Annotated in this window: 16 protein-coding genes; 5 read left to right on the forward strand and 11 right to left on the reverse strand. The window is 32.0% G+C overall.

Features of this window, described 5'->3' with window-relative positions:
• Window positions 1-141 precede the first annotated feature (141 nt).
• Together OIU80_RS14885 and OIU80_RS14890 are read right to left on the reverse strand one after the other, a co-directional pair.
• Window positions 142-462 carry a hypothetical protein gene (locus tag OIU80_RS14885; RefSeq protein WP_264287780.1) on the reverse strand — a complete coding sequence of 107 codons (321 nt, stop codon included), beginning with the start codon at window positions 460-462 and terminating at the stop codon, window positions 142-144.
• A 506-nt stretch (window positions 463-968) separates the two neighbouring features.
• Entirely contained in the window at window positions 969-1526 is a 558-nt protein-coding gene (locus OIU80_RS14890) for a GNAT family N-acetyltransferase (RefSeq protein WP_264287781.1), read from the reverse strand.
• 844 nt (window positions 1527-2370) lie between these two features.
• Between OIU80_RS14890 and OIU80_RS14895 the strand changes: the two genes are divergently transcribed.
• The 4 genes from OIU80_RS14895 (at window position 2371) to OIU80_RS14910 (ending at window position 6688) form a co-directional block, all read left to right on the forward strand.
• A complete protein-coding gene (locus OIU80_RS14895) occupies window positions 2371-4011 on the forward strand; it encodes a sensor histidine kinase (protein WP_264287782.1) in 1641 nt (546 codons plus the stop codon).
• A gap of 59 nt (window positions 4012-4070) precedes the next feature.
• Entirely contained in the window at window positions 4071-4721 is a 651-nt protein-coding gene (locus OIU80_RS14900; RefSeq protein ID WP_264287783.1) for a response regulator transcription factor, read from the forward strand.
• 323 nt (window positions 4722-5044) lie between these two features.
• Complete coding sequence (locus OIU80_RS14905; RefSeq protein WP_264287784.1) at window positions 5045-6268, forward strand: sensor histidine kinase; 1224 nt, start codon at window positions 5045-5047, stop codon at window positions 6266-6268.
• A gap of 48 nt (window positions 6269-6316) precedes the next feature.
• Window positions 6317-6688, forward strand: a complete 372-nt coding sequence (locus OIU80_RS14910; RefSeq protein WP_264287785.1) for a YegP family protein — start codon at window positions 6317-6319, stop codon at window positions 6686-6688.
• Window positions 6689-6774: 86 nt separating this feature from the next.
• On the opposite strand, the gene OIU80_RS14915 is transcribed toward OIU80_RS14910, so the two are convergent.
• Together OIU80_RS14915 and OIU80_RS14920 are read right to left on the reverse strand one after the other, a co-directional pair.
• Window positions 6775-6951 (reverse strand): histone H1, encoded by a 177-nt coding sequence (locus OIU80_RS14915; protein ID WP_264287786.1) that lies wholly within the window; start codon window positions 6949-6951, stop codon window positions 6775-6777.
• Window positions 6952-7105: 154 nt separating this feature from the next.
• Complete coding sequence (locus OIU80_RS14920) at window positions 7106-8131, reverse strand: LLM class flavin-dependent oxidoreductase (protein WP_264287825.1); 1026 nt, start codon at window positions 8129-8131, stop codon at window positions 7106-7108.
• Window positions 8132-8428: 297 nt separating this feature from the next.
• Between OIU80_RS14920 and OIU80_RS14925 the strand changes: the two genes are divergently transcribed.
• Window positions 8429-10831, forward strand: a complete 2403-nt coding sequence (locus OIU80_RS14925; RefSeq protein WP_264287787.1) for a TonB-dependent receptor — start codon at window positions 8429-8431, stop codon at window positions 10829-10831.
• 880 nt (window positions 10832-11711) lie between these two features.
• On the opposite strand, the gene OIU80_RS14930 is transcribed toward OIU80_RS14925, so the two are convergent.
• The 7 genes from OIU80_RS14930 to OIU80_RS14960 form a co-directional block, all read right to left on the reverse strand.
• A complete protein-coding gene (locus OIU80_RS14930; RefSeq protein WP_264287788.1) occupies window positions 11712-13103 on the reverse strand; it encodes an AMP-binding protein in 1392 nt (463 codons plus the stop codon).
• A 16-nt stretch (window positions 13104-13119) separates the two neighbouring features.
• A complete protein-coding gene (locus OIU80_RS14935) occupies window positions 13120-13362 on the reverse strand; it encodes an acyl carrier protein (protein ID WP_264287789.1) in 243 nt (80 codons plus the stop codon).
• A 166-nt stretch (window positions 13363-13528) separates the two neighbouring features.
• Window positions 13529-14935, reverse strand: coding sequence for an MATE family efflux transporter (locus OIU80_RS14940; RefSeq protein ID WP_264287790.1), 1407 nt, complete (start codon window positions 14933-14935; stop codon window positions 13529-13531).
• Complete coding sequence (locus tag OIU80_RS14945) at window positions 14932-16767, reverse strand: IucA/IucC family protein (protein WP_264287791.1); 1836 nt, start codon at window positions 16765-16767, stop codon at window positions 14932-14934. The genes OIU80_RS14940 and OIU80_RS14945 overlap by 4 nt, the downstream gene beginning before the upstream one ends.
• A gap of 224 nt (window positions 16768-16991) precedes the next feature.
• Complete coding sequence (locus tag OIU80_RS14950) at window positions 16992-18332, reverse strand: lysine N(6)-hydroxylase/L-ornithine N(5)-oxygenase family protein (protein ID WP_264287792.1); 1341 nt, start codon at window positions 18330-18332, stop codon at window positions 16992-16994.
• A gap of 238 nt (window positions 18333-18570) precedes the next feature.
• Entirely contained in the window at window positions 18571-21012 is a 2442-nt protein-coding gene (locus OIU80_RS14955; protein WP_264287793.1) for a GNAT family N-acetyltransferase, read from the reverse strand.
• A complete protein-coding gene (locus tag OIU80_RS14960; RefSeq protein ID WP_264287794.1) occupies window positions 20990-22516 on the reverse strand; it encodes a pyridoxal phosphate-dependent decarboxylase family protein in 1527 nt (508 codons plus the stop codon). Before OIU80_RS14960 ends, OIU80_RS14955 begins: the two co-directional genes overlap by 23 nt.
• Window positions 22517-22541 lie beyond the last annotated feature (25 nt).

Consider the following 22541-nt stretch of genomic DNA (forward strand, 5'->3'; position numbering starts at 1 on the left):
TTGATACCAAATAAATAAAGACATATTACGTTTGAAAAGACTGAATAACTGAGGAATAGCAACTTCAGTTTGAAAAGGGGTAATTTCATAGTTAGCCATCATAATAATCAGGTCCAAAGCTATTGGTATAGTAATCAGCGTTTAAAACTTTTTTTGCATATCAGAGAATCCATTTGGATTAATGTTGTCTATAATTTCTTTATTTTTTTCTAAATATATTTCATGAGCCATTACACTTTCTAAATCTTTCAGAGATTCAACTTGAATGGCATTACTACTATCGATTGTATCAGAAAAAAAAACTTTTGCTGGATCTAAACCTAATTCTTCAAATTTTTTAAGAATAAGTTTTTTCTTATCGGCTTGTGTTGTATTTATGTTGTCTAAATTGTCTGATTTAGAGCAAGAATTAATGGATATAAGAACCATTAATGCAGTGAAAAATAATAGCGTTTTTTTCATAATCACAAATTTTATAATTAAAAAATTATTCTAACGCAAAAGATTCAAGCTATATGGAATTATTCTCAATGCTTTTGTTAATGATGCTTTGCAAAATTCACAAACCTATAACAAAGAGAATAATCTCTAAACTAGTTTTATGAATCAATAAACGTTTTTACTTAAGAAAGTTATTATTATTTTCGAGCTCTTTAACTTTGTTGGAAAATAATTATTTTTGCTTAGGTTATGAATAATTTGTAATTAATGTTTTATATTTTATGACGCTAATATACTATTTTATTTACAATTTATATTTTTTGTGAGTTAAATACAGTAAAATAGTTTAGCTTGAAATTTCGTAAAACCAATAATAGAATTGTAATATTTATGTAATAATATTTGAAAATTAATGAAGAATTAAGAAGGAAATAATTAATAATATGACAAAGGAGTTATCCAAATGCATAATATAAAACCTTAACAATTAACAATTACGAATAAAAATAAAAGCATAAAAGAAGGTTTTATGCTTTTATTTGAAGATGTTCTAAAGTTTTCCCAACTAATGTTTTATTTCCAACGGGTTTAAATCCTAATTTTAGATATAATTTTTTAGCATTTGGATTTCCTTCATCTACAAGCAAACCTAATGTTTTTTGTTTTTTTGTTACATACTCGTCTATCAAAAACTGTAATAGTTTTGAACCAATACCTTTTCCTTGACATTTAGGATTAACCCCTAGAGTGTCAATATAAAATTCTCCTTTTTGTGTTTCGTCTTCTGGATTAAACTGTTTATTATAATGAGTTCTAACGTATTGTGCTATAGGTTCTCTCAAGAGATGTAATTTTGCTCCATCATATATATTTACAGCAGCAATAATTTCATTATCATCTTCTACAACAAAGCAATTTTGATAAGAATATTGATTGTTTTCTTTTTCTATAAAATGTAGTAAAAACTCTTTAGCTTTATTATGGTTTTCTTCGCCGATAAATTTATATACTATATCTTCCATTGCCAATAGTAAATATGTTGCAATATCGTTAGAGTCCTTTATAGTTGCTTTTCTTATTATCATCACCAGTTTTTTTTCGTTTTGGCAAAAATACCTTAAACGAGTATATATACCAAAATCAGGCATATATATTAAGTTTTATTTGGGATTTTTAAAGTAAATTAGCTTGATTAACAATTGCTAAATAAAATTATCGAGTTACAATAGCTAATTTTATTTTTGATGTAACCATTATTATTCTCTTAAAATTATTTTAATTAATTAAATAATTTAAGAAAAATTAAGTTTTTTATATAAAAGTTTTTGTAAAATTTCTAGGGATAGTTTTTTTTATTTTAAATTGCAATCTTATTCTTATTTTTGCATAAAAAAAAATGATGAATTGTAGAATAAGTTCTAGAGTATGATTATCTGATGTTCTACATAATGATAAATTTTAGCAGGTTATTTTTGCATAATATTCTTTCATAAAAAAGAAAATTTATTTCTAAAAAATAATAATTAAAATATGTAAATTGTATAAACATTTTTATTTTTTGATTTAGTTAAAAGACCTTCCCCCAAATCTCTTTTAAATAGTAGTTCTGGTTTTAGTTTAATATTAATTTTTGTACAAAAATAAGGCTCTCAATTAAGCTTGTTTTATTTTAATTGTAGGTCATAATTTAATATTTAAAAAAAGCAATATCTATTTTAAATTGTAGTACATGATACTACATCAAATACCTATATTAGAAACAGTTATTATGAGTTATTATTTTTTGACTCATTTTTTATCTTAATAAATATATATATTTTGATTGAAAAGAATTTGATAAGCGATAGATTTAGTTTTACAAAACTAAAATTTGAACATAGAAAAGTAATTCATTATACTTTACTGGCATTTGTTATTTTTTTACAAGTTATGGCAGTTATAATTTGGCATAATGAATCGACGAATGAGACTAAAATGTCTAAATTTTTTGATTCGATAAGTAATTTAGGGAATCTAAAAGAACTTACCAATGAGATTAATGATTCATTTATTAATTCTCAAAAACATTACAACCATTATATAAGTAACAAAGATGAAGCTTCGTTGAAAAAATATTCAGCTTCATTAATTGAGACGGGTGAATTGGTAAATAAGTTAAATAATGCTACTGAAAATAACACAGAGTTAAAAAAAGTTTTATTAGAGAAAAGTAAATCAGAGTTGGGTATTTTGGCTCTTAAATCGACTATTGACTCTATCATTAATTTACAAACAGAACCTAATAATAAGGAAATTTCAAATTTATTAGATTTTAAAAAATTTGAGTACAAAAAAATCCTAGACAGCATAAAAACTGATTCTTATGTGAAAATTGACAGCGTATCCAAAAAAGGTCTTTTTTCTCGATTAGGTGATGCTCTTGCAGGAAAAACGGAAATACAAAAAGAACAGTTAAAAATTATTGTGACTATGAAGTACAATGATAAACTTGTATCAGGAAGTATTGAAGATCAAATAAAAAATGTTTTTTTGACTACTAATAAATACTATGAAAAACAATTTGATAATTTAAAAAAATCATTTTCAAAATTAAGAAATCAGGATTTAAAACTAACGGAACTTAATAATAAATTATTAGATCTTAGTGCTACAGTATTACCTAGTTATAGCCAACCTATTAATGCGCTTCAGGCCGATTCTCAAAAAAAATTAGAAAATCAATACAAATCAAATATAACAGTTAGGAATTACACATTATTGGTGCTAATAATAGTAATGTTAATTATATCTATCATTCTATTTAGTTTTACCAGAATGGCTTTTGAATACGAGAAAAGACTGACTACGGCTCAGAATCAGATTCGCCAAAGTTTAAGCTTTAAAAATAGAATTATGGGAATGATTAGTCATGAAATTAGGTCGCCTTTGAGTATAATTTCTATGTATAGTAAAAAAATCAGTTCTTCTATTCAAGATACTGAAATTAAAGAAACTTTTAAATCTATCCAATTTACAACTAATTCTTTGTTGTTGCTGTCAAATCAAATTTTGGAGTATTCTAAAGAGGAAAATCATGAACTTGAGTTAAAGAATAAAAATTTTTATTTAAAAACTGAAATAGATCAGATCATAAATTCTTTGGCTTCATTGGTAGAAAGTAAAGGAAATAAAATAGAAGTAAGTTCTAATTTAAATTCCGATTATGAAATTTACTCTGATGCAACAAAGATTCATCAACTCTTTTATAATATAGTTGGGAATGCAAATAAATTTACAGAAAATGGGCTCATATCAATTAGTCTTGATCTTGAGAAAAACTCAGATTATGAGCATAATTTAAAAATAGAAATTCAGGATAGTGGAGTTGGTATTCCTGAAAATGATTTGAAGAATATATTTGAGTTATATTATCAAGGAGCTGTTTCAAATAAAATGAATGATTTAGGAGTTGGTTTAGGACTAAACCTATGCAAAGAAATAGTTGAATTATTTGATGGTGAAATTAATATTGAAAGCGAAGAAGGAAAAGGCACAAAAGTTGTATTTAATTTGATATTAAGTCCAGTTTAAAGTGCAAAAGAAATGAACTCTGTATATAAACAGGTTTGAAATAATTTAATTTATAGGCAATGAATGCATCAAATAGCTATAGTTTTTTAATTGCCGACGACCATGTTGTAGTGCGTCAGGGAGTTGGGATGATTCTTAAAGAGCTGTTCTTGAGTGCAGTGGTTTACAAGGCAGCAACTTTTAACGATACGTTTAAAATTTTAAAAGAAGTTAAAATCGATTTATTGATTTTAGATGTGAATTTTCCAGATGGTAATAGTATAAATATTTTGGCAGAGATTAAAGCAATTCAGCCAGATGTAAAAATATTGATATTTTCTGCACTAGAAGAAAGTATCTATGCGATGAGATATCTAAATGCTGGTGCATCAGGTTATTTAACCAAAGAAAGTTCAGAAGATGAAATGAAATTAGCAATAAACTCAATGCTTTCTTCTGGAAAATACATTACTCAGAACATAAAAGATAAAATACTAGACTCCTATATTTCAAAAAAACCAACCAATCCATTAGAAGTATTATCAAACAGGGAGATGGAAGTAGCTCGTTTGTTTGTTAAAGGATATGGAAATTTAGAAATACTAGAATTGTTGAAAATAAAGAAAACTACTGTTAGCACTTACAAAAACAGAATTTTTGAAAAATTAGAAGTGGACAACTTAGCCGCACTTATAAAGATTTTTCAGTTATATCATGATGAAACTGCGTAGTTTCATAGACACTATTATTTTGTTGGCATAAATATTAAAAAAAGCGGGGTTTATAATTTCCTCGCTTTTTTTGTATGAAGTAAAGTCTATAAAGTCATTTAGATTTTGTAGAACAAATTCTATATTAAGTTGTTTTTTGTACTATAAAGTATTGATTTCATTGGTAGTATATTTGTAATGTATAGTAAGAGACAAGTATATTTTGATATTTCTTATTATGTTTTTTGATTTTATTAGGATCAAATGAAAGTTGATTTTATGAAAATTTATTTTGATCTACAGTCAATTTAAATTTATTGATAACTAATTTAGAAATATAAGATATGGTATTCGATTTTTATAACAAGGATAGTTCTAAAGCTATGAATAATTTTCGCTCCAAATCTCGAGAAGACAGGAGCCCTGTTTTTTCTGGAAAATTTATTAATCTATCAGAATTAAAAGCTCAGGAATTAAAACTAAAAGTTTTAGAAGAGCGCTTTCAATTTGCTCTTGAAGCATCAAATACTGGAGTATGGGATTGGAACATTAAAACAAACACCGTTTTTTATTCTTCTCAATCCTTTAAAATACTAGAAATTAATTCTGCAGACATTTTTGATAACCCAGAGCGTTGGGATGAGATTGTGCATCCAGATGATTTAGAAGAGTATTATGCTGCAATTAATGAGCATTTTGAAAATAAAACACCATTTTATGAAAATTTTCATAGAGTATTAACTTCTAGCGGAAAATACAAATGGATTCTAGATAGAGGTGAAGTGATAGAACGTGATCGTAATGGTGAACCATTAAGAGTTATAGGAACACATACTGATATTACGGCTCAAAAGGAAAAAGAATTGGAGTTGGTTAAAACAATGAAACTATACAGTGAAAAGAATAGTCAATTATTGAATTTTTCGCATATAGTAGCTCACAACTTAAATTCACATGCAGGAAATCTAAAATTGCTTTTAGATATGATTGATGCAGAAAACAAAAATGTAGAGAATAGTGAAGCTTTTAGCTATTTGCGAACGGTATCTGATGATTTGAATAAAACGATTACCGATTTATCTCAAATAGTCAATATTCAGAATAATATAAATATTGTTGTTAAACCTTTAAACCTAAATAATTATTTAAAGAAAGTACTAAATGTTGTTAGCGCATACAACTATAGAAATTTTGGTACAATTATAAACAACATTCCGAAAGATGCAACTATAAATTTTAATCCTGCTTATCTGGAAAGTGTTTTATTGAATTTTTGTACAAATGCTATTAAGTATGCTCATCCCGAAAGAGATTTAATAATTGAGTTTAATTTCTTTATCGAAAATGGCAAAAAAGTGTTCACTATAACCGATAATGGTTTAGGTATAGATTTAAAAAAACATGGGCATTTGTTATTTGGAATGTATAAGACATTTCATAAACATGAAGATTCACATGGCATCGGTTTATATATTACAAAAAACCAAATAGAATCAATGAATGGAGCTGTAAGCGTTGAAAGTGCAGTTGGGGTGGGAAGTACGTTTACAGTGACATTCAATGATTAAAATAGCAGCATACTTATTAAACATATAATACATAATTAATTTTAAATAATGGAAAAATTTGTAATTACGAAAAATGCAAATGATGAGTTTCAATTTTATTTTATTGACAAAAACGGAGATACAATTTTAAGAAGCAGCGGATACACAAGAAAATTTATGTGTGAAAAAGGGGTAGAATCTGTAAAAAGCAATTCTCAAGATAGCTCTAAATTCTTTAAAAAAACGATTTCAGATGATAAGGTTTATTTTAATTTGAAAGCTTTTAATGGAAAAATTATTGGAATGAGTAAGATGTATGAAGATAGGATCTCGCGTGATAAAGGAATCGAATTCTTAAAAGAAAAGGCACCGAATGCTCCTATTGATGATCAAACAAAATCATCTGATAAGTATATAAAACCATCTTCTTTAGTATATTAATATTTAATTGGTTAAATAACTTACTTAAAATAAGAAGATTAAAAAAGCCCTCTAGGATTTCCTAGAGGGCTTTTAATTTAATAGAATTATTTTTTTGATTCTTCTACAGAAACTTTTCTAAATTCTTTTAATAGTTTCTCTAATTCTAGAGTTGATTTACGAGCTCTTGGTCCAGCTGCTTTCACACCTTTGTCCATTAGAGATTCATATTCAGTTTTGAATGTTTCAAATTCAGTTGCAATTTTGGCGAATAAGTCGTTCATGATATGCTTTTATTTAATTAGAGCGCAAAAGTAAAATTTTGTAAGTAAGAATTAAATTATTTGCTGTTAAATTCATCATTTTTTTTTCGATGTATTATTCTGACTTAAATTGTTATTGAAAAAGCATACAATGTAGTCTAATCTCTTTATGCTATTACTCCGCTTTCCTAATTAACGGAATTACCTTTGCTCCAATTAATTCTATTGCATTCATCAATTGAGAATGTGTAAGTCCAGCATTGTCCATTTGGAACGTAAATCTCGAAATTCCGCCAAGAGATTCGCTATGTCTTAAAATCTTCTCGGCTACTTGTTCAGGATTCCCTACAACCAATACGCCTTTTTCGTCAATAAGACTATCAAATTGCCCTTTTGTAACTGGTGGCCAACCGCGTTCTTTACCTAATTTGGTCCAAAGTTCAGCATAACCCGGATAATAATCGGCAATTGCTTTTTCATTTGTACTTCCTACATAACCTGGCGAATGCAAACCAACTTTTAGCTCTTTGGTAGTAAATCCTGCTGCTTTTCCTGCTTCTCGATACAAATCAATCAACGGACGAAAACGATGCGTTTGTCCTCCTATAACGGCAACCATTAATGGCAATCCCAGATTTCCTGCTCTTACAAAAGACTCCGGAGTACCGCCAACGCCTAGCCATATTGGTAATTTTTCTTGTAATGCCCGTGGGTAAATAGGAAGATTATTTAATGCAGGACGAAACTTTCCTGACCAAGTGACGAATTCATTATCTCTTATTTGGAGTAAAAGTTCTAGTTTTTCTTTAAAAAGTTGGTCGTAATCATTAAGATTAAACCCAAATAACGGATAAGCTTCAATAGATGATCCACGTCCAACAACAATCTCAGCTCGTCCTTTGGAAATTAAATCCAACGTAGCAAAACTTTGATATACACGAACAGGATCTGCAGCGCTTAAAACACTCACTGCACTTGTTAACCGAATAGTATTTGTTCGTGATGCAGCAGCAGCTAAAATTACTGCCGTAGCAGAATCTAAAAATTCTTTTTTATGATGCTCACCAATACCAAATACGTCAAGACCTACCTGATCAGCTAGTTCAATTCTTTGTAATAATTGTTCCATTGCATCTACGCTACTTAGCGTATTATTGTCTCCGTACATTGCAGAGGCAAAACTATCTATACCTATTTCAATCATATAGTAAAGATAATAAATTTTGTTTTCTTTTTATTGTTGCTCGATTTAAGTATTCGCTAGGTATTAATCAGAGTTTTTTGAGCTTATCACTAGAGGTAGAAATCGAAGGGAAATTTCCTTGGCAGAAAAGTAAGGAATTAGATGATTAACTTATTAAAGATGAGATTGTAATTTAACATAAATTATATAGAATTAATCTAAATAATTTTTTGTTAAAGGATTATTAATATTTACATTTGTGCTGTTTTTATTTAGAACGATTAAAAACAGGTAAACAATCAAATTTAAAAATTAATGAAATATCTCAACTTAAGAATATCACAGTTTATATTTACAATTTGTTTTCTATTTACGGTCATAATATCCTTTGCGCAACAACAAAGCCCAGGGAAAATTAAAGGACAAATAAGAACATCAAACGGCAAACCTCTAATAGGAGTGAGCATCATCCTAAAAGCTTCTAAATACAGCACTACGACTAGTAGTGATGGTAGCTTTAAATTTGACAAAATAACAGCTAATATCTATACTTTACAGGCATCGTTAAAAGGTTACGAGACAATTGAACAAGAGATTAGTGTCTCTAAGAATCAAACAACTTCACTTAACTTACTCCTAAAAGTTTCAAACAAAGGCCAAGCATTGAGTAGTTTAAGCTCTGAAAGTAATGGATCTCAGCTTGATGAAATAATTGTTTCGGCAAGTAGAAAGGTAGAGACTTTATCTAAAACGCCTTCATCTGTAACGGTTATTAATGCTAAGGATATAGACAATTTATCAATAGTAAGCCCGAATATTGCAAATGTTCTTGCTTATGCAGTTCCAGGTTTAGGTTCGGCAACAAATAATACTGGTAATTACGGACAAACATTAAGAGGAAGGAATCCTTTGGTTCTTATCGACGGAATTCCGCAATCGACGCCATTAAAATCTGCAGGAAGAGAAATGCGTTCTATTGATCCTTCGGTTATTGAACGTATTGAGGTTATAAAAGGGGCTACAGCTGTTTATGGTAATGGTGCCGATGGTGGTTTGATAAATTACATTACAAAATCAGGGAAAACACAAAAGAAATTTGCTGGATATAGTGAAGCTGGTACCAATGGTAATATTAAGGGAGATAGTGTTGTAGGCTATAGACTTTTGCAACAGTTTTATGGTAGAATTAAGAAGTTTAATTATTTCGTAGGTGGAGTTTATGAAAAAACAGGTGTTTTTCGTGATGCCGAAGGTGAAGTTATCTCTCCTGAATATGGATTGGGTGAAACTAAAACATACAATGTCTTTACAAAACTAGGATATGACTTTACTGATAAGCAAAGAATTGACTTAATGTATAATTATTTTAGTTCTAATCAAGATTCTGATTTTGTACTTAAAAATGGTGTTTATGGAGTTAGCCCAGCAATTGGTGTACTCGGAAATAGATTGGGAGCTGATGAAGGGACACGTTATAATCACAATATTAATTTGCAATATGTAAACAAAGAGATTTTTGGAAATACTAGTTTAACGGCTAATTTATACTTTCAGGATTTCTTAACTATTTTTTCTAATTCCGCTTTTTTCTACGGAACTGGACAATCTCAAACTGCCTCTACCAAAAAAGGATTAAGAGTTTATTTAAACACCCCATTTACTGTTTCTTCAAACTTTACGGGAGATGTTAATTATGGCTTCGATTTATTAAATGATAAAACAAACCAAAAACTAGTTGATGGTAGAGTTTGGGTTCCAAACATTGATATGGTTAATGTTGCTCCTTATGTACAATTATCAACTCAATTGTTCGAAGATTGGACGGTAAAAGCTGGTTTACGTGCAGAAAACATCAAAATAAATATCGACGATTATAATACACTTGCTACTGGTGCAAATGAAGCAGGAAGTGTTGCTGTAAAAGGTGGCGAACTTAATTATGAGGCATTTGTTTTTAATACTGGAATAAGATATTCTAAATTCAAATTCTTTAACCCTTTTATCAGTTTCTCTCAAGCTTTTTCGGTATTTGATTTAGGTAGAGTGCTTACCGCAGCTAAACAAGATGCTATCTCTAAATTAGAAACAGAACCAATTATCGTTAATAACTACGAAGGTGGTTTTAGCAGCCAATTAGGGAAGTTTAATCTAAGTGCAGCTTATTATTATAGCACATCTAAATTAGGAACTAATTTAATTCAAGTTGATGGTTTCTTACTTGCAGAGCGTTTGCCAGAGCGTGTATGGGGGTATGAAATTCAAGCTGATTATCAAGTAATAAAACAACTTACAATAGGAGGGAATTATGCCTATGTACAAGGAAGAGGTGATAAAGACGGAGATGGTCATTTTTATGGAGATAATGATATTTATTTAAAATCGAACAGAATCCCTCCAGTTAAAATGACTGGTTACGCAAAATTTGGCAACGAAAGATTAAACGTAGAAGTATATTGGATCTATGTAGGTGATCGTGATTATTTTAAACCAAATGCCAAAGGCGCTTATGCAATTGGTGAAGGTCCAATTAAATCATTCAACATATGGAACTTGGCAACAGCCTATAAAGTAACTGACCAAATTAGAGTAAAATTAGGTATTGAGAATCTGCTGAACACAAATTATTATACTACAACTTCTCAATTTTATGGCACAAATGCCAATTATACTAGAGGAAATGGTTCAAGATTTAATCTAGCAGTTGGGTACAGTTTCTAAGACAATCATTTAAGTTATATTTAAAAGGTTCCTGGTGTTTTTTCAGGAACCTTTTTTTATCCTGCAAGTTTTTTTAAGTTTCTGAGCAACAAAGGTTCTAAGGGACTAAGAAACTGAGACTTTATACTTGCATAGATCATTTTACCATTTATATAAACTCCAGAGAAGCATAATATTTATAGCTAATATATTATGTTCTACGATTTAAAGCTCCAGCCGGAGCGATACCCTTTCTAATTTCGAAATATGTCACCCCGATGGGGTTCTTTTAAAAAATAATTAAATTTTCTATAAATATAGCGTCCCGCTGGGACTTCTTTATTAGTAACCAAAAGCCTCTAATTATATGATTTCTCTTTCTCACAAAGCACAATTTTTCGAAAGCCTCTGAATTACCTCCTGCTTTAGCTGGAGGAATGATAAATAGAAGTTTAGTATGGTTTTATCCAAAATTGTTTGTTATTTGGCTAAAGCCAACAATATATTATCAATTCAAAACCTCCAGCTAAAGCAGGAGGCAATTCAAAAATGCTAGATTTTTTTTTGTATAAAACACATAGTAAATACTCTATGTCAGCTCCGGAGGAGCATAATATTTATAGCTAATATATTATGTTCTACGGTTTAAAGCTCCAGCCGGAGCGATACCCTCTCTAATTGCAAAATATATCACCCCGATGGGGTTTTAAAAAAAATAATTAAATTTTCTATAAATATAACGTCCCGCTGGGACTTCCTTTATTAGTAACCAAAAGCCTCTAATTATATGATTTCTCTTTCTCACAAAGCACAATTTTTCGAAAGCCTCTGAATTGACCTAATCCTATAAATTTAAAAAGGCTATCAAAAATAATTTTGATAGCCTTTCTTCATTCCATTGTTATACAAGAATCTCTGTTTCGAGTTGTTCTTTTATAAGTGGATAATTCACCTTACCATTTGGGGTGAGTGGTACTGGATTTTCCATATGAATGATTTTTAGGGAGCTTGCATGAAGACCTAGTTTAGCTTTTAATACTTTTAGGATTAATTCTTTATTCAAGAGATCATCAGTATATAAAACCGCCAGGTATTTATCATTTATCCCCAAGCAAATAAATGTTTGCCCTCCCAAAGCGTCTTTTAATAACAATTCTGCTTCATCGAGATTCAGTCGTACGCCAAATAGTTTTACTATTCGTTTTATACGACCAATGATATAATAATACCCTTCGTTGTCGACCCTTGCCTTATCTCCTGTATAGAGTTTTTCCTGTTCTTCATAAAACTGCAGATCAGCTCTTCTGTTGGCATAACCACCAAAAACATTTGGACCATTATAGATCAGCTCGCATGTTTCTTTATCTATCTCAAAATGTCCGTTTTGTACTGGGAGACCAATAGAAGTTCCTTTTCTAAGTAAATCATCTGGTGGTAAATATGCCATCCTACCGCAAGCTTCTGTTTGACCATATTGTGCAAAAAACTGCTTTCCGAATTTTTCACTGAATTCTGAAATTGCCTCAATTAATTGATGGTTTAGCATTCCTCCCGTATGGGTAAGATACCGCAATGAAGGATGGTCTTTTTTGAAGAAACCAATACTATAAAGCATTTCATAAAAATAGGGGACACCTCCTAAAGTAGAGTACCCATATTTTTTTAAATCCAACCAAAATTCCTTTTGAAAAGCATCTTTATCCGTACAGATAATTTGATTTGCCTTGATACAATTGGTAGTGAAAATTGATAATCCGTACACAAAATTAATCGGCACGTTCAGTGGCACAACATCGTCTTCCTTAATTGGCATATATTCCATAATAGACTTGGCATTTTGCACTAAATTCTCATCCGAAAGTCTGACAAATTTAGGAGAACCTGTTGTTCCAGAAGTACTCAGCAAAAGCTTAATCTTCGGGTGTATCGGATAAATAGAATTTTCATTACGCTTAAATAACACTATTGTATCAGAAGCATTAACTGGGCTATACCCATCTATCTCTGTACGTGAAGGGTCATAAATATAGTATGGCGTGTATTTTTCTTCTAAGTTTTCCTTAAAATTATCGTTTAGGCTCATCCCCAACAATGCAATGGCAAATTTGCTTTGATAAAAATTCAGCAGGGTTTCTATCGTTGGCAATTGATTGTCATTGTAAATAAAGGCCACAGATCTTATATTGTCAATTTTCAGAGATTGATCCATCTCTGCAATAGATTTAGAAACACCAGTGCTTGAATCGGTAAAGGTGAGTTTCTCGTTTTTTCTAATTAAATTATATAGTTCCATAGTTTTTACTATCCTTCTAATTAATATCGAAACCGTATTTTTTAAGTATTTCCTTTATTTTTAAAACGCTGCCCATCTCTAAGATATCTTCCATTTCGATAGAGATGTTATATGTACTTTCAAGTTCCTGAACCATTACCAAATGACTCATAGAATCCCACTCGGCAATTCCTTGATATTCTAAATCATTGTTTACGCTATCAACTGGAATTTCAAAAGCTCTTGCAAATACTCCGTTTAATTGTTCTATTGTGTTCATATTTTCTGTTTTTTAATTATATTAATATTTTAAAATTATTTTTTTATGTGTTAATTTTCACGCTGTTTTTAAAAAGATTTATGCAGATGCTCAAAGATGTTTTTCTCGAATTAAATCTGCCATAATCTGCGTGAAACAAAAACCTTTGTATTTTGTGATTATTTTATTAAACTTTTGTTGTTTTCCATTTTCCCTTACGGAAGATTACGATACAAGCTACAGCCAATACAATTTCTGAGATAAGGATGGCTGTAAAAACACCATTTGAGCCCAAATCAAAAGCAACTCCTAATGCATAGGCGAGTGGAATTTGTACTACGTAAAACATAAGAATATAAAGCCAGGTAACGACTTTTACATCACCAGCAGCATTTAGCGCTCTAGAAATAACCATAGTATATCCTAAAAGAATATATGCCATAGAAATTAAATGAATGTATGTGGTACTGTGGGAAATGACTTCTGGAATATTTGTAAAGATTTTTACAACTGGATCTGCTAGAAAAATCCAGCTAATACCAATTATAATCAAAAATCCCATATTTAGCGTTCCTGCTCTCCAAACCGATTTTTCGGCACGATCAGGTTGTTTTGCTCCAAGATTTTGTCCAGTTAATATTCCTGCTGCATTACCAAGACCCCATGCAGGCATAGTAGCTATAGAAGTAACCCTTTGTGCCAAAATGTATCCAGCCAAAGCATTCTCCCCAAAATGCGACATAATCTTAATCATAAATACCCAACTAGATGCCGGAATAATAAATTGGACTGTACCGCTAAAAGCTAATTTGAGTACTCTTTTTAAAATGTCATACTGAAGAACCAATTGTGCTCTTCCGATTTTCATTACAGTCTTTCCTTTTATTAAATACCACGCCTGATAAACTACACCAATAACACGCGCAATTAACGTAGCTAACCCTACACCAAGTAGGCCATAAGCTGGAATAGGACCCCAGCCGTAAATAAATATGGGACACAATATAATATTCAGAGCGTTAGACAGCCACAAGATTCTCATTGCTGGTGAGGCATCACCAGCACCGCGAAATATTCCGTTAATAACGATACGTTGGATTAAAAATCCGCTAGAAGCAAACATGACTATTCCATACGAAGCGCCTTCTGTGACCATAGCAGCAGAAAGTCCCATTGCACTCATAATCTCGTCACTCCAAATCGTACACACTATACTTATTAATGTGGCAATTGGTGTTGTTATATAAATAACCTGCATTGCGGTGAGCCCCGCAGCTTTAAACTTTTTTTCACCAATTCTTCTAGAAATCAATGCCGAAGCTGCAATTCCTAAACCTATAGAAACGGAATAACAAAAGGTTATAAAAGTAGTTGTTGCTCCTGCGATAGAAATGGCACTTGTACCCAACCTGCTCACAAAAAAGAGGTTAGAACAAACAAATAATGATTCCATTAGCAATTCGGCAACCATAGGCACAGACAACAAAATGATGGTTTTGTTAATGCTTCCGCTGGTAAAATTACTTTCGCTTCCTGACAACGAACGCTTTAATAGATTAAAAAAGGATCGCGTTTTATATAAGGTTGTCCTCATAAATTATCTTTTAATATTCCCAATTCTTCTGTGATCAATTGATGCAGAGGGTTCGGTATAAAACCACTTTTTTTCATGTGAGGAAAACCTGAAGTTTCTTCGTACCCATTAAATAAACGACGACTATTAAAGATAAGGCGCTTAAATTCTGGAATAAACAAATCATATTTCTCAAACATTTCCTGTAGTTCTGGATGTTCATCCTGATACTCGGTAATGATGTCATATACACAATTCCAAAAAGATTCTTCGGGATAATCTGCAGCAGTAACCATTATATCACTCAAGTATCTAAAAAAGGCATCAAAAACGGCTATTAAAATTGTTAATGGAGCATTTTCTGGATTTGGCGATGCTACAAACATATTTTCGATAAACTCTTGCGGAAGTATTTTCTTTCCTTCTTCGTTGATTAAAATATCACCCACAAAATCCTGTAAGGCAATACGCGTAGGCACATAATCTTTTAAAATTAAAATAACGTTTTGCCCATGCGGATCAATGCAAAGAGAATGCTGATAATAAATTTGCAATACAGGTTTAAGATAAGCTGTAAAATACGCTCTTAGCCATTGCTCTGTAGTAAGCCCTGATTTTTCTATAAGTTCCTGAACTAAACTTTTCCCTTGATCATCTACATATAATAATGCAGCCATGGTCATTAGTTTTTCTCCTGGTTTTAAAGAACTTATAGCACTTTCTCTCCACATAACTCCCAGATATTCATTATATTGATAAGGGGGATTTACAATTTTACTATAACTCGGATGTGCATAACTAGCCGAAACAACTTCCCCAAGCAGAACAACTTCCATTTTTTGCAAATGAGTATCGTTCTTAACCATATCTTTTAACCAACCTGTAAGGCGTGGCGCAACCGATAATTGTCTTGGACACAATCCTCTTATATGACTTGTATTTAATATCGAAATAGAAGTTTTTACATAATGTTTGTGTGGCTGGCTCTGATTAAAAAAAGTGCGGATACTTTGTTGCGGACTATATAAATCATCTCCCAACTCTAACGGAATTAAATGTTTGGAAGCAATATCATGCGCAAATTGCATAACTAGTTTTTGCTGCCATTGCCATAAATGCACAGGCATAAAGATATAATCGTCAGGATTTACGTTGGCTTTGGTTAAAATAGCTCTAAAAGCAGCCACTTTATCCTTACCAAGTTCATTTTCGTAAAAACTTTGCGGATCCATATCCGTTTGCAAACGCAAAGTAGCACGCGTTTTATGAGCGGCAATCCAAGCTAATTGTGTATTCTGACCCGCTTCGGGTGTGAATTTTTCATAATCCTGCGAATCAAATCCTATGCGACCTTTGTTTACAATTACCCAAGGATGTCCATCTAAGCTGTGTTCTATAGCTTGAAAATCAGAATCTACCAGTTCACCAGCCGACAAACGACCTTTGGAATAAATGTACGCATCGGCATATAACGTATGCAACAACTCTTCGACATAATGCGCTAGTGTGAAGGAATTTATACCAAATGTATTTTGAAGTTCTATAAAGAAGTTAGGCACATCAAGCATGTCTAATTCTAATCCTTCTACATTTTTACGAATACTTTCTTTTACGATATGCCAATAATTTAGATATCTTGGATAAGCTGAAAAAGTATAATTAAGATGCTCATTATCAGTCTCTAATTTAAAATGAGTAAGACCATTCTTTTCTTTCTTTATAATTCTTGGTTTAGCCACATCTTCACGCATTAATTCTGCGATACTTTTGGCTAGTAGGTTGCGATTTACTTTATTCCAGATAGTCGCATTGAGATGCTGGGTATCTTTGAATATATTTTCGGGGGTTTTCATTTTATTAGCTTGTTTTATTAAACCTATATGAGTTTATTATTTTTAACACATAGAATCATAGTCTTAAAAAGGCGTTTCACTTAAAATAAATGCACAGCGCTATGTGAGAAAATATAATTTTCTAGAGCATCTCAAAATTCAATTTTAAATCTATGTTTCTATGCGTTAAATGCCATTTTTGCGGATTAAACACAATAGGTTTTGATTATTATTTTATCATTTAATTACTCATTTACAAGCTCCATATTATTTTCTTGTAATGATTTCTCTGTAGTTTTTTCTACGCCAAATTCTTGGAATGCAATACGTTTTTCTACTTTATAAATTTCACGATTAGCAAGTTGATTGATAATCCAAGAATTGCGATAAGCACCCATTCCTAAGTCGGGAGTAGAAAGTCCGTGAGTATGTAATTCGGCATTTTGAACAAAAATATCTTTGCCTTTCTTATCAATTGTATAATTACGATGCACATTAAATAAACCATTTTCCTGACGATCAATTCTGTCATGAATTCCTTCAAGTATGGCTGGTTCTTTATATTTATATCCTGTGGCAAGAATTACAAAATCACTCTGATCCTGATACGGTTTTTCTAGTTCAGTATGCATGAAATCCATGGTATAAGAACCATTATCATCATCACTAATATCGGTAAGACGTACATTCGAACGCAATTCAACATTCAGAGGTGTATTGCCTAAACTCATTTCGTACAAACTATCAAAAATCTCATTAATAAGTTCTTGATCAATACCTTTATAAAGCCCATGTTGTCTTGCCAAAAGTTGTTTCCGTTTTGTCTCAGATAAGCTATGAAAATGATCAACATATTCAGGCGAAGTTAATTCCAGAGTCAGTTTAGATTTATTGTCCAAAGGGAAGAAATGGGAGGAACGAGTAAACCACTTAAGCTGTAATCCATTTTCGGTTTCAGGTAAAATATCACGAAATACTTCTGCTGCACTTTGTCCTGAACCAATAATACTTACCGATGCACTTTTGTGAATTTGAGATTTATAGTTCAAATATTTAGATGCATGAATTACATGGGGTAATGCTTCTTTATCTACAAAATCTGGAATATGTGGCGATGTTCCTGTACCTAAAACTAGTTTCTTAGCATAATAAGTAGTTGTACTATTAGTTAGCGTATTAGTAACTGTAACTTCATAAAGACCATCTACATATTGTATAGCAACTACTTTATGTGAGAATTTACAATTATGCATTTTAGAAGCCACCCATTTGCAATACTCGTTATATTCTTTGCGAAAGATGAAGAAGTTTTCACGAATGTAAAATTTATACAAGCGTCCGTTTTCTTTGATGAAGTTAAGGAAACTATATTTGCTGGTAGGATCAGCCATAGCTACTAAATCTGCCAAGAAAGGAACCTGTAGCGTAGCATTATTTAGCATTAAACCAGGATGCCAGTCAAAGCTTTCTGACTGATCAAAAAATAGTGAAGATAATTCCTCAACAGGCTCCATAAGCGCTGCTAGTCCAAGGTTAAAAGGACCAATACCAATACCGATAACCGAATATATTTTTTCTGTACTCATTGTTGTTATTATTTATTATTCTGAGGATATAATTTTTAACACATAGAATCATAGTTTAGTGAGTCTAAAAAAGACGTTTCACTCAAAATAAATCGCATAGCACTCTCCGAAAAATTATAATTTTTCTAAAAACATCTTACAATTTGATTTTAAATCTATGTTGCTATGTGTTAAATACATTTTGCGATCCAAGCCAAATGAACAGGCGCAGTAGTTATACCCAACAGTTATTATATGATTAAACTTCAGTAACTGTAACTGGACTATTCTTAAAATCTTTGGCGGCAGGGAATTTTGCCCAATACCATTCTCTATAACAGAAATTAAGATTAGCTTTCTTATCTGGCATTTCGATCACTTTTTGAATCTTGAATCCTACATGAGCTTTATTCATCATCGATGCCAATGAATCTACAGAACCTTCACCTACCATTTTACCTACTTTGGCTTCACCAAAGACAAAATCCATCATCGATTGCGTAGCTGGAGAGCCGAATTTTAATTTGGGATCTGTTGGAGCTATAAATTGATGTGTTCCATAATCTGATGGTAAAACATCATAATAATTTCCTACGATATCACGGTTTGCCCAATATACCTCGATATTAAAAGTAGGTACACCATTGGCTTCGCCTATATAACTGTGTGCAACATCACTAGGAAGTAACGTGCGATAATAAGATTCTAATTGCTTAATTGGCCAGTTCATTTTCCAAATTGCCAAAGCGTGATCGCGATGAAACCATTCGTGCAACATCTCTAAATCTTTGTCGATATCTACAGGACGCAACGTTATGGTTACATTTTCTTTTTCGAAATAACGATTGAAAACGGCTTCTGTACCTTGCGGATTAATCAATTCCTGAGAGTAGAAAAATTTATTTAAAGGATTTGGATAGCTTTTATAAATGGCAGGATTTGTTCTAGGCGCACTAGCTTCGTCCATATTATTAAGGCTTGTAAGCAAATTGCCTTTTACAACTAGTTTTACACTATTGATTAAATGCGCTACTAAACCTGTAGTATCAGCTTCTTCTTCAGCTTTCAAAGATTCATACAATAAACCTAAAAGAACTTGTTCATCAGCCAGTTTGCTTTTGCCTAAAGCATTAATTACACCAAATAAATGATTTACCAAAAGGTAATATCCCCAGAAATCTATAATTCTGGATTCGGCTATAAATGATCTGCTGTCTTTCCCAAAATCAGGTATAATTTGTTGTAGTTCTTCAACTTTTCCTTGACGGAAAAAATAGCCTTGATTATCTCTAAAATAAAGCTTGGCAGGGAAAAGATTCTCATCAAACTCAACCAACATATTTTGCTGATGGTATTCTGATCCAAATCCGTATTTATTAAAAATTCCGACCAAAGGACGTATTGTAATCTTTAAATATTGCTTGAACCAAGATAGTGCAACATCGGATACCTCTTTGTTTTGTCGCTTTGCTGCTTCGGTTATAAGATTAAGCATTCTAGGAGATTGTCCTAAAACACCATCCTGACATAAGGAAGCAACCATGCTAATGTTCTTTTTTGCAGCTGCTCCATGAAAAGGATTTTGACGTACACTGGTGCTAAAACCATCAATAACTTTATCTTGATAAGTAACAGCGATAAAGGCAGGATCACAAATAAGTTCAATTTCTGGATAGTCTTTTTTGATGCCTTTTCCCCAATCCGTTTTCACCAGTTCGCTTGCATCATACCCACGATTTAATTCATGAAGATAATTAACACGATATGAGTTGGTAATTTTTACGTGCAAGGAGAATTTGTACATCCATTCGCTATCGGCATTATATACCGTACGCACAGATGATGTCGCTGTATATAAATCACCAAACTGCCCCAAACTGAATAAAATTCCTTTGGTTTGCATTTCTTTTACCTCAAGTTGTTTTAGTAAATAATCGGCTTCCCATGGGTGAGTAGGAACTACTTTCCAATCAGGGTAAAGACTAAGTAATCCTTTGGCTTTATTATCTGCGGAAGCTAAAATTTCTTTTTTCAGATAATCAGTCATTAGGTATTCTTCAGCGCTTTTTTCTATAACATTATCCGGGTGAATAAGGAAAAAATGCAATTGAAATTGGCCACCTGTTTCGGGTGAATATTTCTCTAGTTCTTTGGTTGTAAAACCTTCTCTACTTTTAGGTAAAGGATGCACGCTATGTCCTAAAATCAAAGATTGTTCTGCCTCAATAAATGTTTGTTCTGGTTTATTAACAATACGTTTGTTGGTTTCAAAATCGGCTAGATATAACGCCAGATTTTCGATGCTATTTTCCATACGTTTTTTTGTAGGTACCGAATCTATATCTGGATAATCTGTTTTTGCAAATGCAGCTACGAGCTCTGTAAATTGCAACGGATTTATTTCCTGAATTTCGTCTGTTTTGCAATTGCGGGCAACAATTGGAAAATAGAAAGAATGTACACCACTTTCAGAAAAATATTCTAATGGAGCAAATATTTCGACTCCGATTGCGGTAAAATCAAATCTAAGAAAAGAATCGTGCTTGATTATTTGCATATAATCAGCCAATGCGAGATCATATTTCGGGATCCCTTTATAACGGTTCCAGTTGCTGAATTCTCTGCAATAACAGTTTAGCAGGGATTTAAAATTGACTTGTTCTGCCGTTTGGCGAAATTTAGTTAAGTCGTTGGTAGTCATTTCCATTTTGTTTAATTAGGTTAAGAATATGTTTAATATCATTTAGGGTAGTAAGGGGATTAAAAATGGTGAACTTGAGGTAGAATTCTCCATTTACTTTAGTACTTGCCAATAAAACTTCTCCACTAAAAAAGAGTTTTTCTTTGATGTATTGATTCACATTGCAAGGGTGCGATTGTGCAGGACCATTGATGTAACGAAAAACTAATGCACCCATATCTGAATGGCATAGAAGCTCAAAATTTTCATCATTATCAAGAAGTTCGGCTGTTTTTTTACCTGTTTCTATTATCGTATCGGTATATTGACCAAGTTTTTCCTTACCCATATATCTAAGAGTACACCAAAGTTTAAGCGCATCAAAACGGCGTGTACTCTGAATAATTGATTTATTGATTTGCGCTGGTAAAGCATCATAATTTTGCTCTTTCGGATTTAGATAATCAGCATGATGCTTAATGATGTTAAGATGTAATTTGTTTTTTACGATAAAGGCACTGCTGCTAATAGGCTGAAAGAAAGACTTGTGATAGTCGATAGTAACCGAATCGGCATGCTCAATTCCAGAAAGAAGATGTCTGTGTTTATCTGATAATAATAAGGCGCAACCGTAGGCAGCATCTACATGAAGCCATAAATTATTGCGACGTGCAATTTGAGAAATGCTATCAAGAGGATCCACATTTCCAAAATCAGTAGTTCCGGCAGTAGCTGTAATCGCAATAGGAATATTTCCTTTTTCAATTTCCCTTGCTATAGCTTTTTCTAGTTGTACAGGATCCATGCGATAACGATCATCTATACCGACATGTACAATGGCTTGCTCTCCAAGACCAAGAATCCAAGCGTTTTTGTGGTTGCTAAAATGTGCTTTATCCGAAACAAAAATTCGAAATTTACTAGCATCAGGTGGCAAACCATCGAGTTTTATATTCCATTTTTGATATTCTAATGAATAGTAATCTCTTGCTAAAAGTAACCCCATAAGATTACTTTGAGAACCTCCAGCGGTAAAAATACCATCGGCATCAGAGTCATAGCCAAGTTGTTCGCTTGTCCAGTCTATCAGTTTTCGTTCCATAAAAGTTCCACCAGCACTTTGGTCGTAAGTATCTTGAGAAGAGTTAATTGCACTTATTAAAACTTCGGCTGCAAGAGCAGGAATTACAACAGGGCAATTTAAATGCGCGATGTATTCTGGTAAATGAAAAGCCGTGGCATGTTTAACATAAAGTTCATCTACTTCATCTAACAGGCTCTCGTAGTCGGGTAGAGGAGTATCAAAATCTACATTTTCTACTTTTTTTCGCATATCCTCGGGTCTGATACCGCTAAAAGGTTTTTTGTTCTCCTTCAGGAAATTCGTTACTCGATCTTGCGCCAATTGTATGGCTTGCGCATACTCGTCGTTGGTATGCTGATGAAAGATGTCTTTATAGAAATCTTCTTGGGAGTTTAGCACTGTCTTGTTAGACATTTCATTGGTTTTTAATGTGCTGTTCATGATAGTTAATTATTTGGGGGTTATT

Origin of the sequence: Flavobacterium frigoritolerans (assembly GCF_025847275.1) — a bacterium.
Taxonomy (GTDB): Bacteria; Bacteroidota; Bacteroidia; order Flavobacteriales; family Flavobacteriaceae; genus Flavobacterium; species Flavobacterium frigoritolerans.

Excerpts from the sequence above, each read along its gene's own strand:
- OIU80_RS14950 (WP_264287792.1), bottom strand. The coding sequence starts at position 18,332 with ATGAGTACAGAAAAAATATATTCGGTTATCGGTATTGGTATTGGTCCT.
- OIU80_RS14930 (WP_264287788.1), bottom strand. The coding sequence starts at position 13,103 with ATGGAACTATATAATTTAATTAGAAAAAACGAGAAACTCACCTTTACC.
- OIU80_RS14945 (WP_264287791.1), bottom strand. The coding sequence starts at position 16,767 with ATGAAAACCCCCGAAAATATATTCAAAGATACCCAGCATCTCAATGCG.
- OIU80_RS14935 (WP_264287789.1), bottom strand. The coding sequence starts at position 13,362 with ATGAACACAATAGAACAATTAAACGGAGTATTTGCAAGAGCTTTTGAA.
- OIU80_RS14890 (WP_264287781.1), bottom strand. The coding sequence starts at position 1,526 with ATGATAATAAGAAAAGCAACTATAAAGGACTCTAACGATATTGCAACA.
- OIU80_RS14895 (WP_264287782.1), top strand. The coding sequence starts at position 2,371 with ATGGCAGTTATAATTTGGCATAATGAATCGACGAATGAGACTAAAATG.
- OIU80_RS14960 (WP_264287794.1), bottom strand. The coding sequence starts at position 22,516 with ATGAACAGCACATTAAAAACCAATGAAATGTCTAACAAGACAGTGCTA.
- OIU80_RS14925 (WP_264287787.1), top strand. The coding sequence starts at position 8,429 with ATGAAATATCTCAACTTAAGAATATCACAGTTTATATTTACAATTTGT.
- OIU80_RS14910 (WP_264287785.1), top strand. The coding sequence starts at position 6,317 with ATGGAAAAATTTGTAATTACGAAAAATGCAAATGATGAGTTTCAATTT.
- OIU80_RS14940 (WP_264287790.1), bottom strand. The coding sequence starts at position 14,935 with ATGAGGACAACCTTATATAAAACGCGATCCTTTTTTAATCTATTAAAG.
- OIU80_RS14955 (WP_264287793.1), bottom strand. The coding sequence starts at position 21,012 with ATGACTACCAACGACTTAACTAAATTTCGCCAAACGGCAGAACAAGTC.
- OIU80_RS14905 (WP_264287784.1), top strand. The coding sequence starts at position 5,045 with ATGGTATTCGATTTTTATAACAAGGATAGTTCTAAAGCTATGAATAAT.
- OIU80_RS14900 (WP_264287783.1), top strand. The coding sequence starts at position 4,071 with ATGAATGCATCAAATAGCTATAGTTTTTTAATTGCCGACGACCATGTT.
- OIU80_RS14915 (WP_264287786.1), bottom strand. The coding sequence starts at position 6,951 with ATGAACGACTTATTCGCCAAAATTGCAACTGAATTTGAAACATTCAAA.
- OIU80_RS14885 (WP_264287780.1), bottom strand. The coding sequence starts at position 462 with ATGAAAAAAACGCTATTATTTTTCACTGCATTAATGGTTCTTATATCC.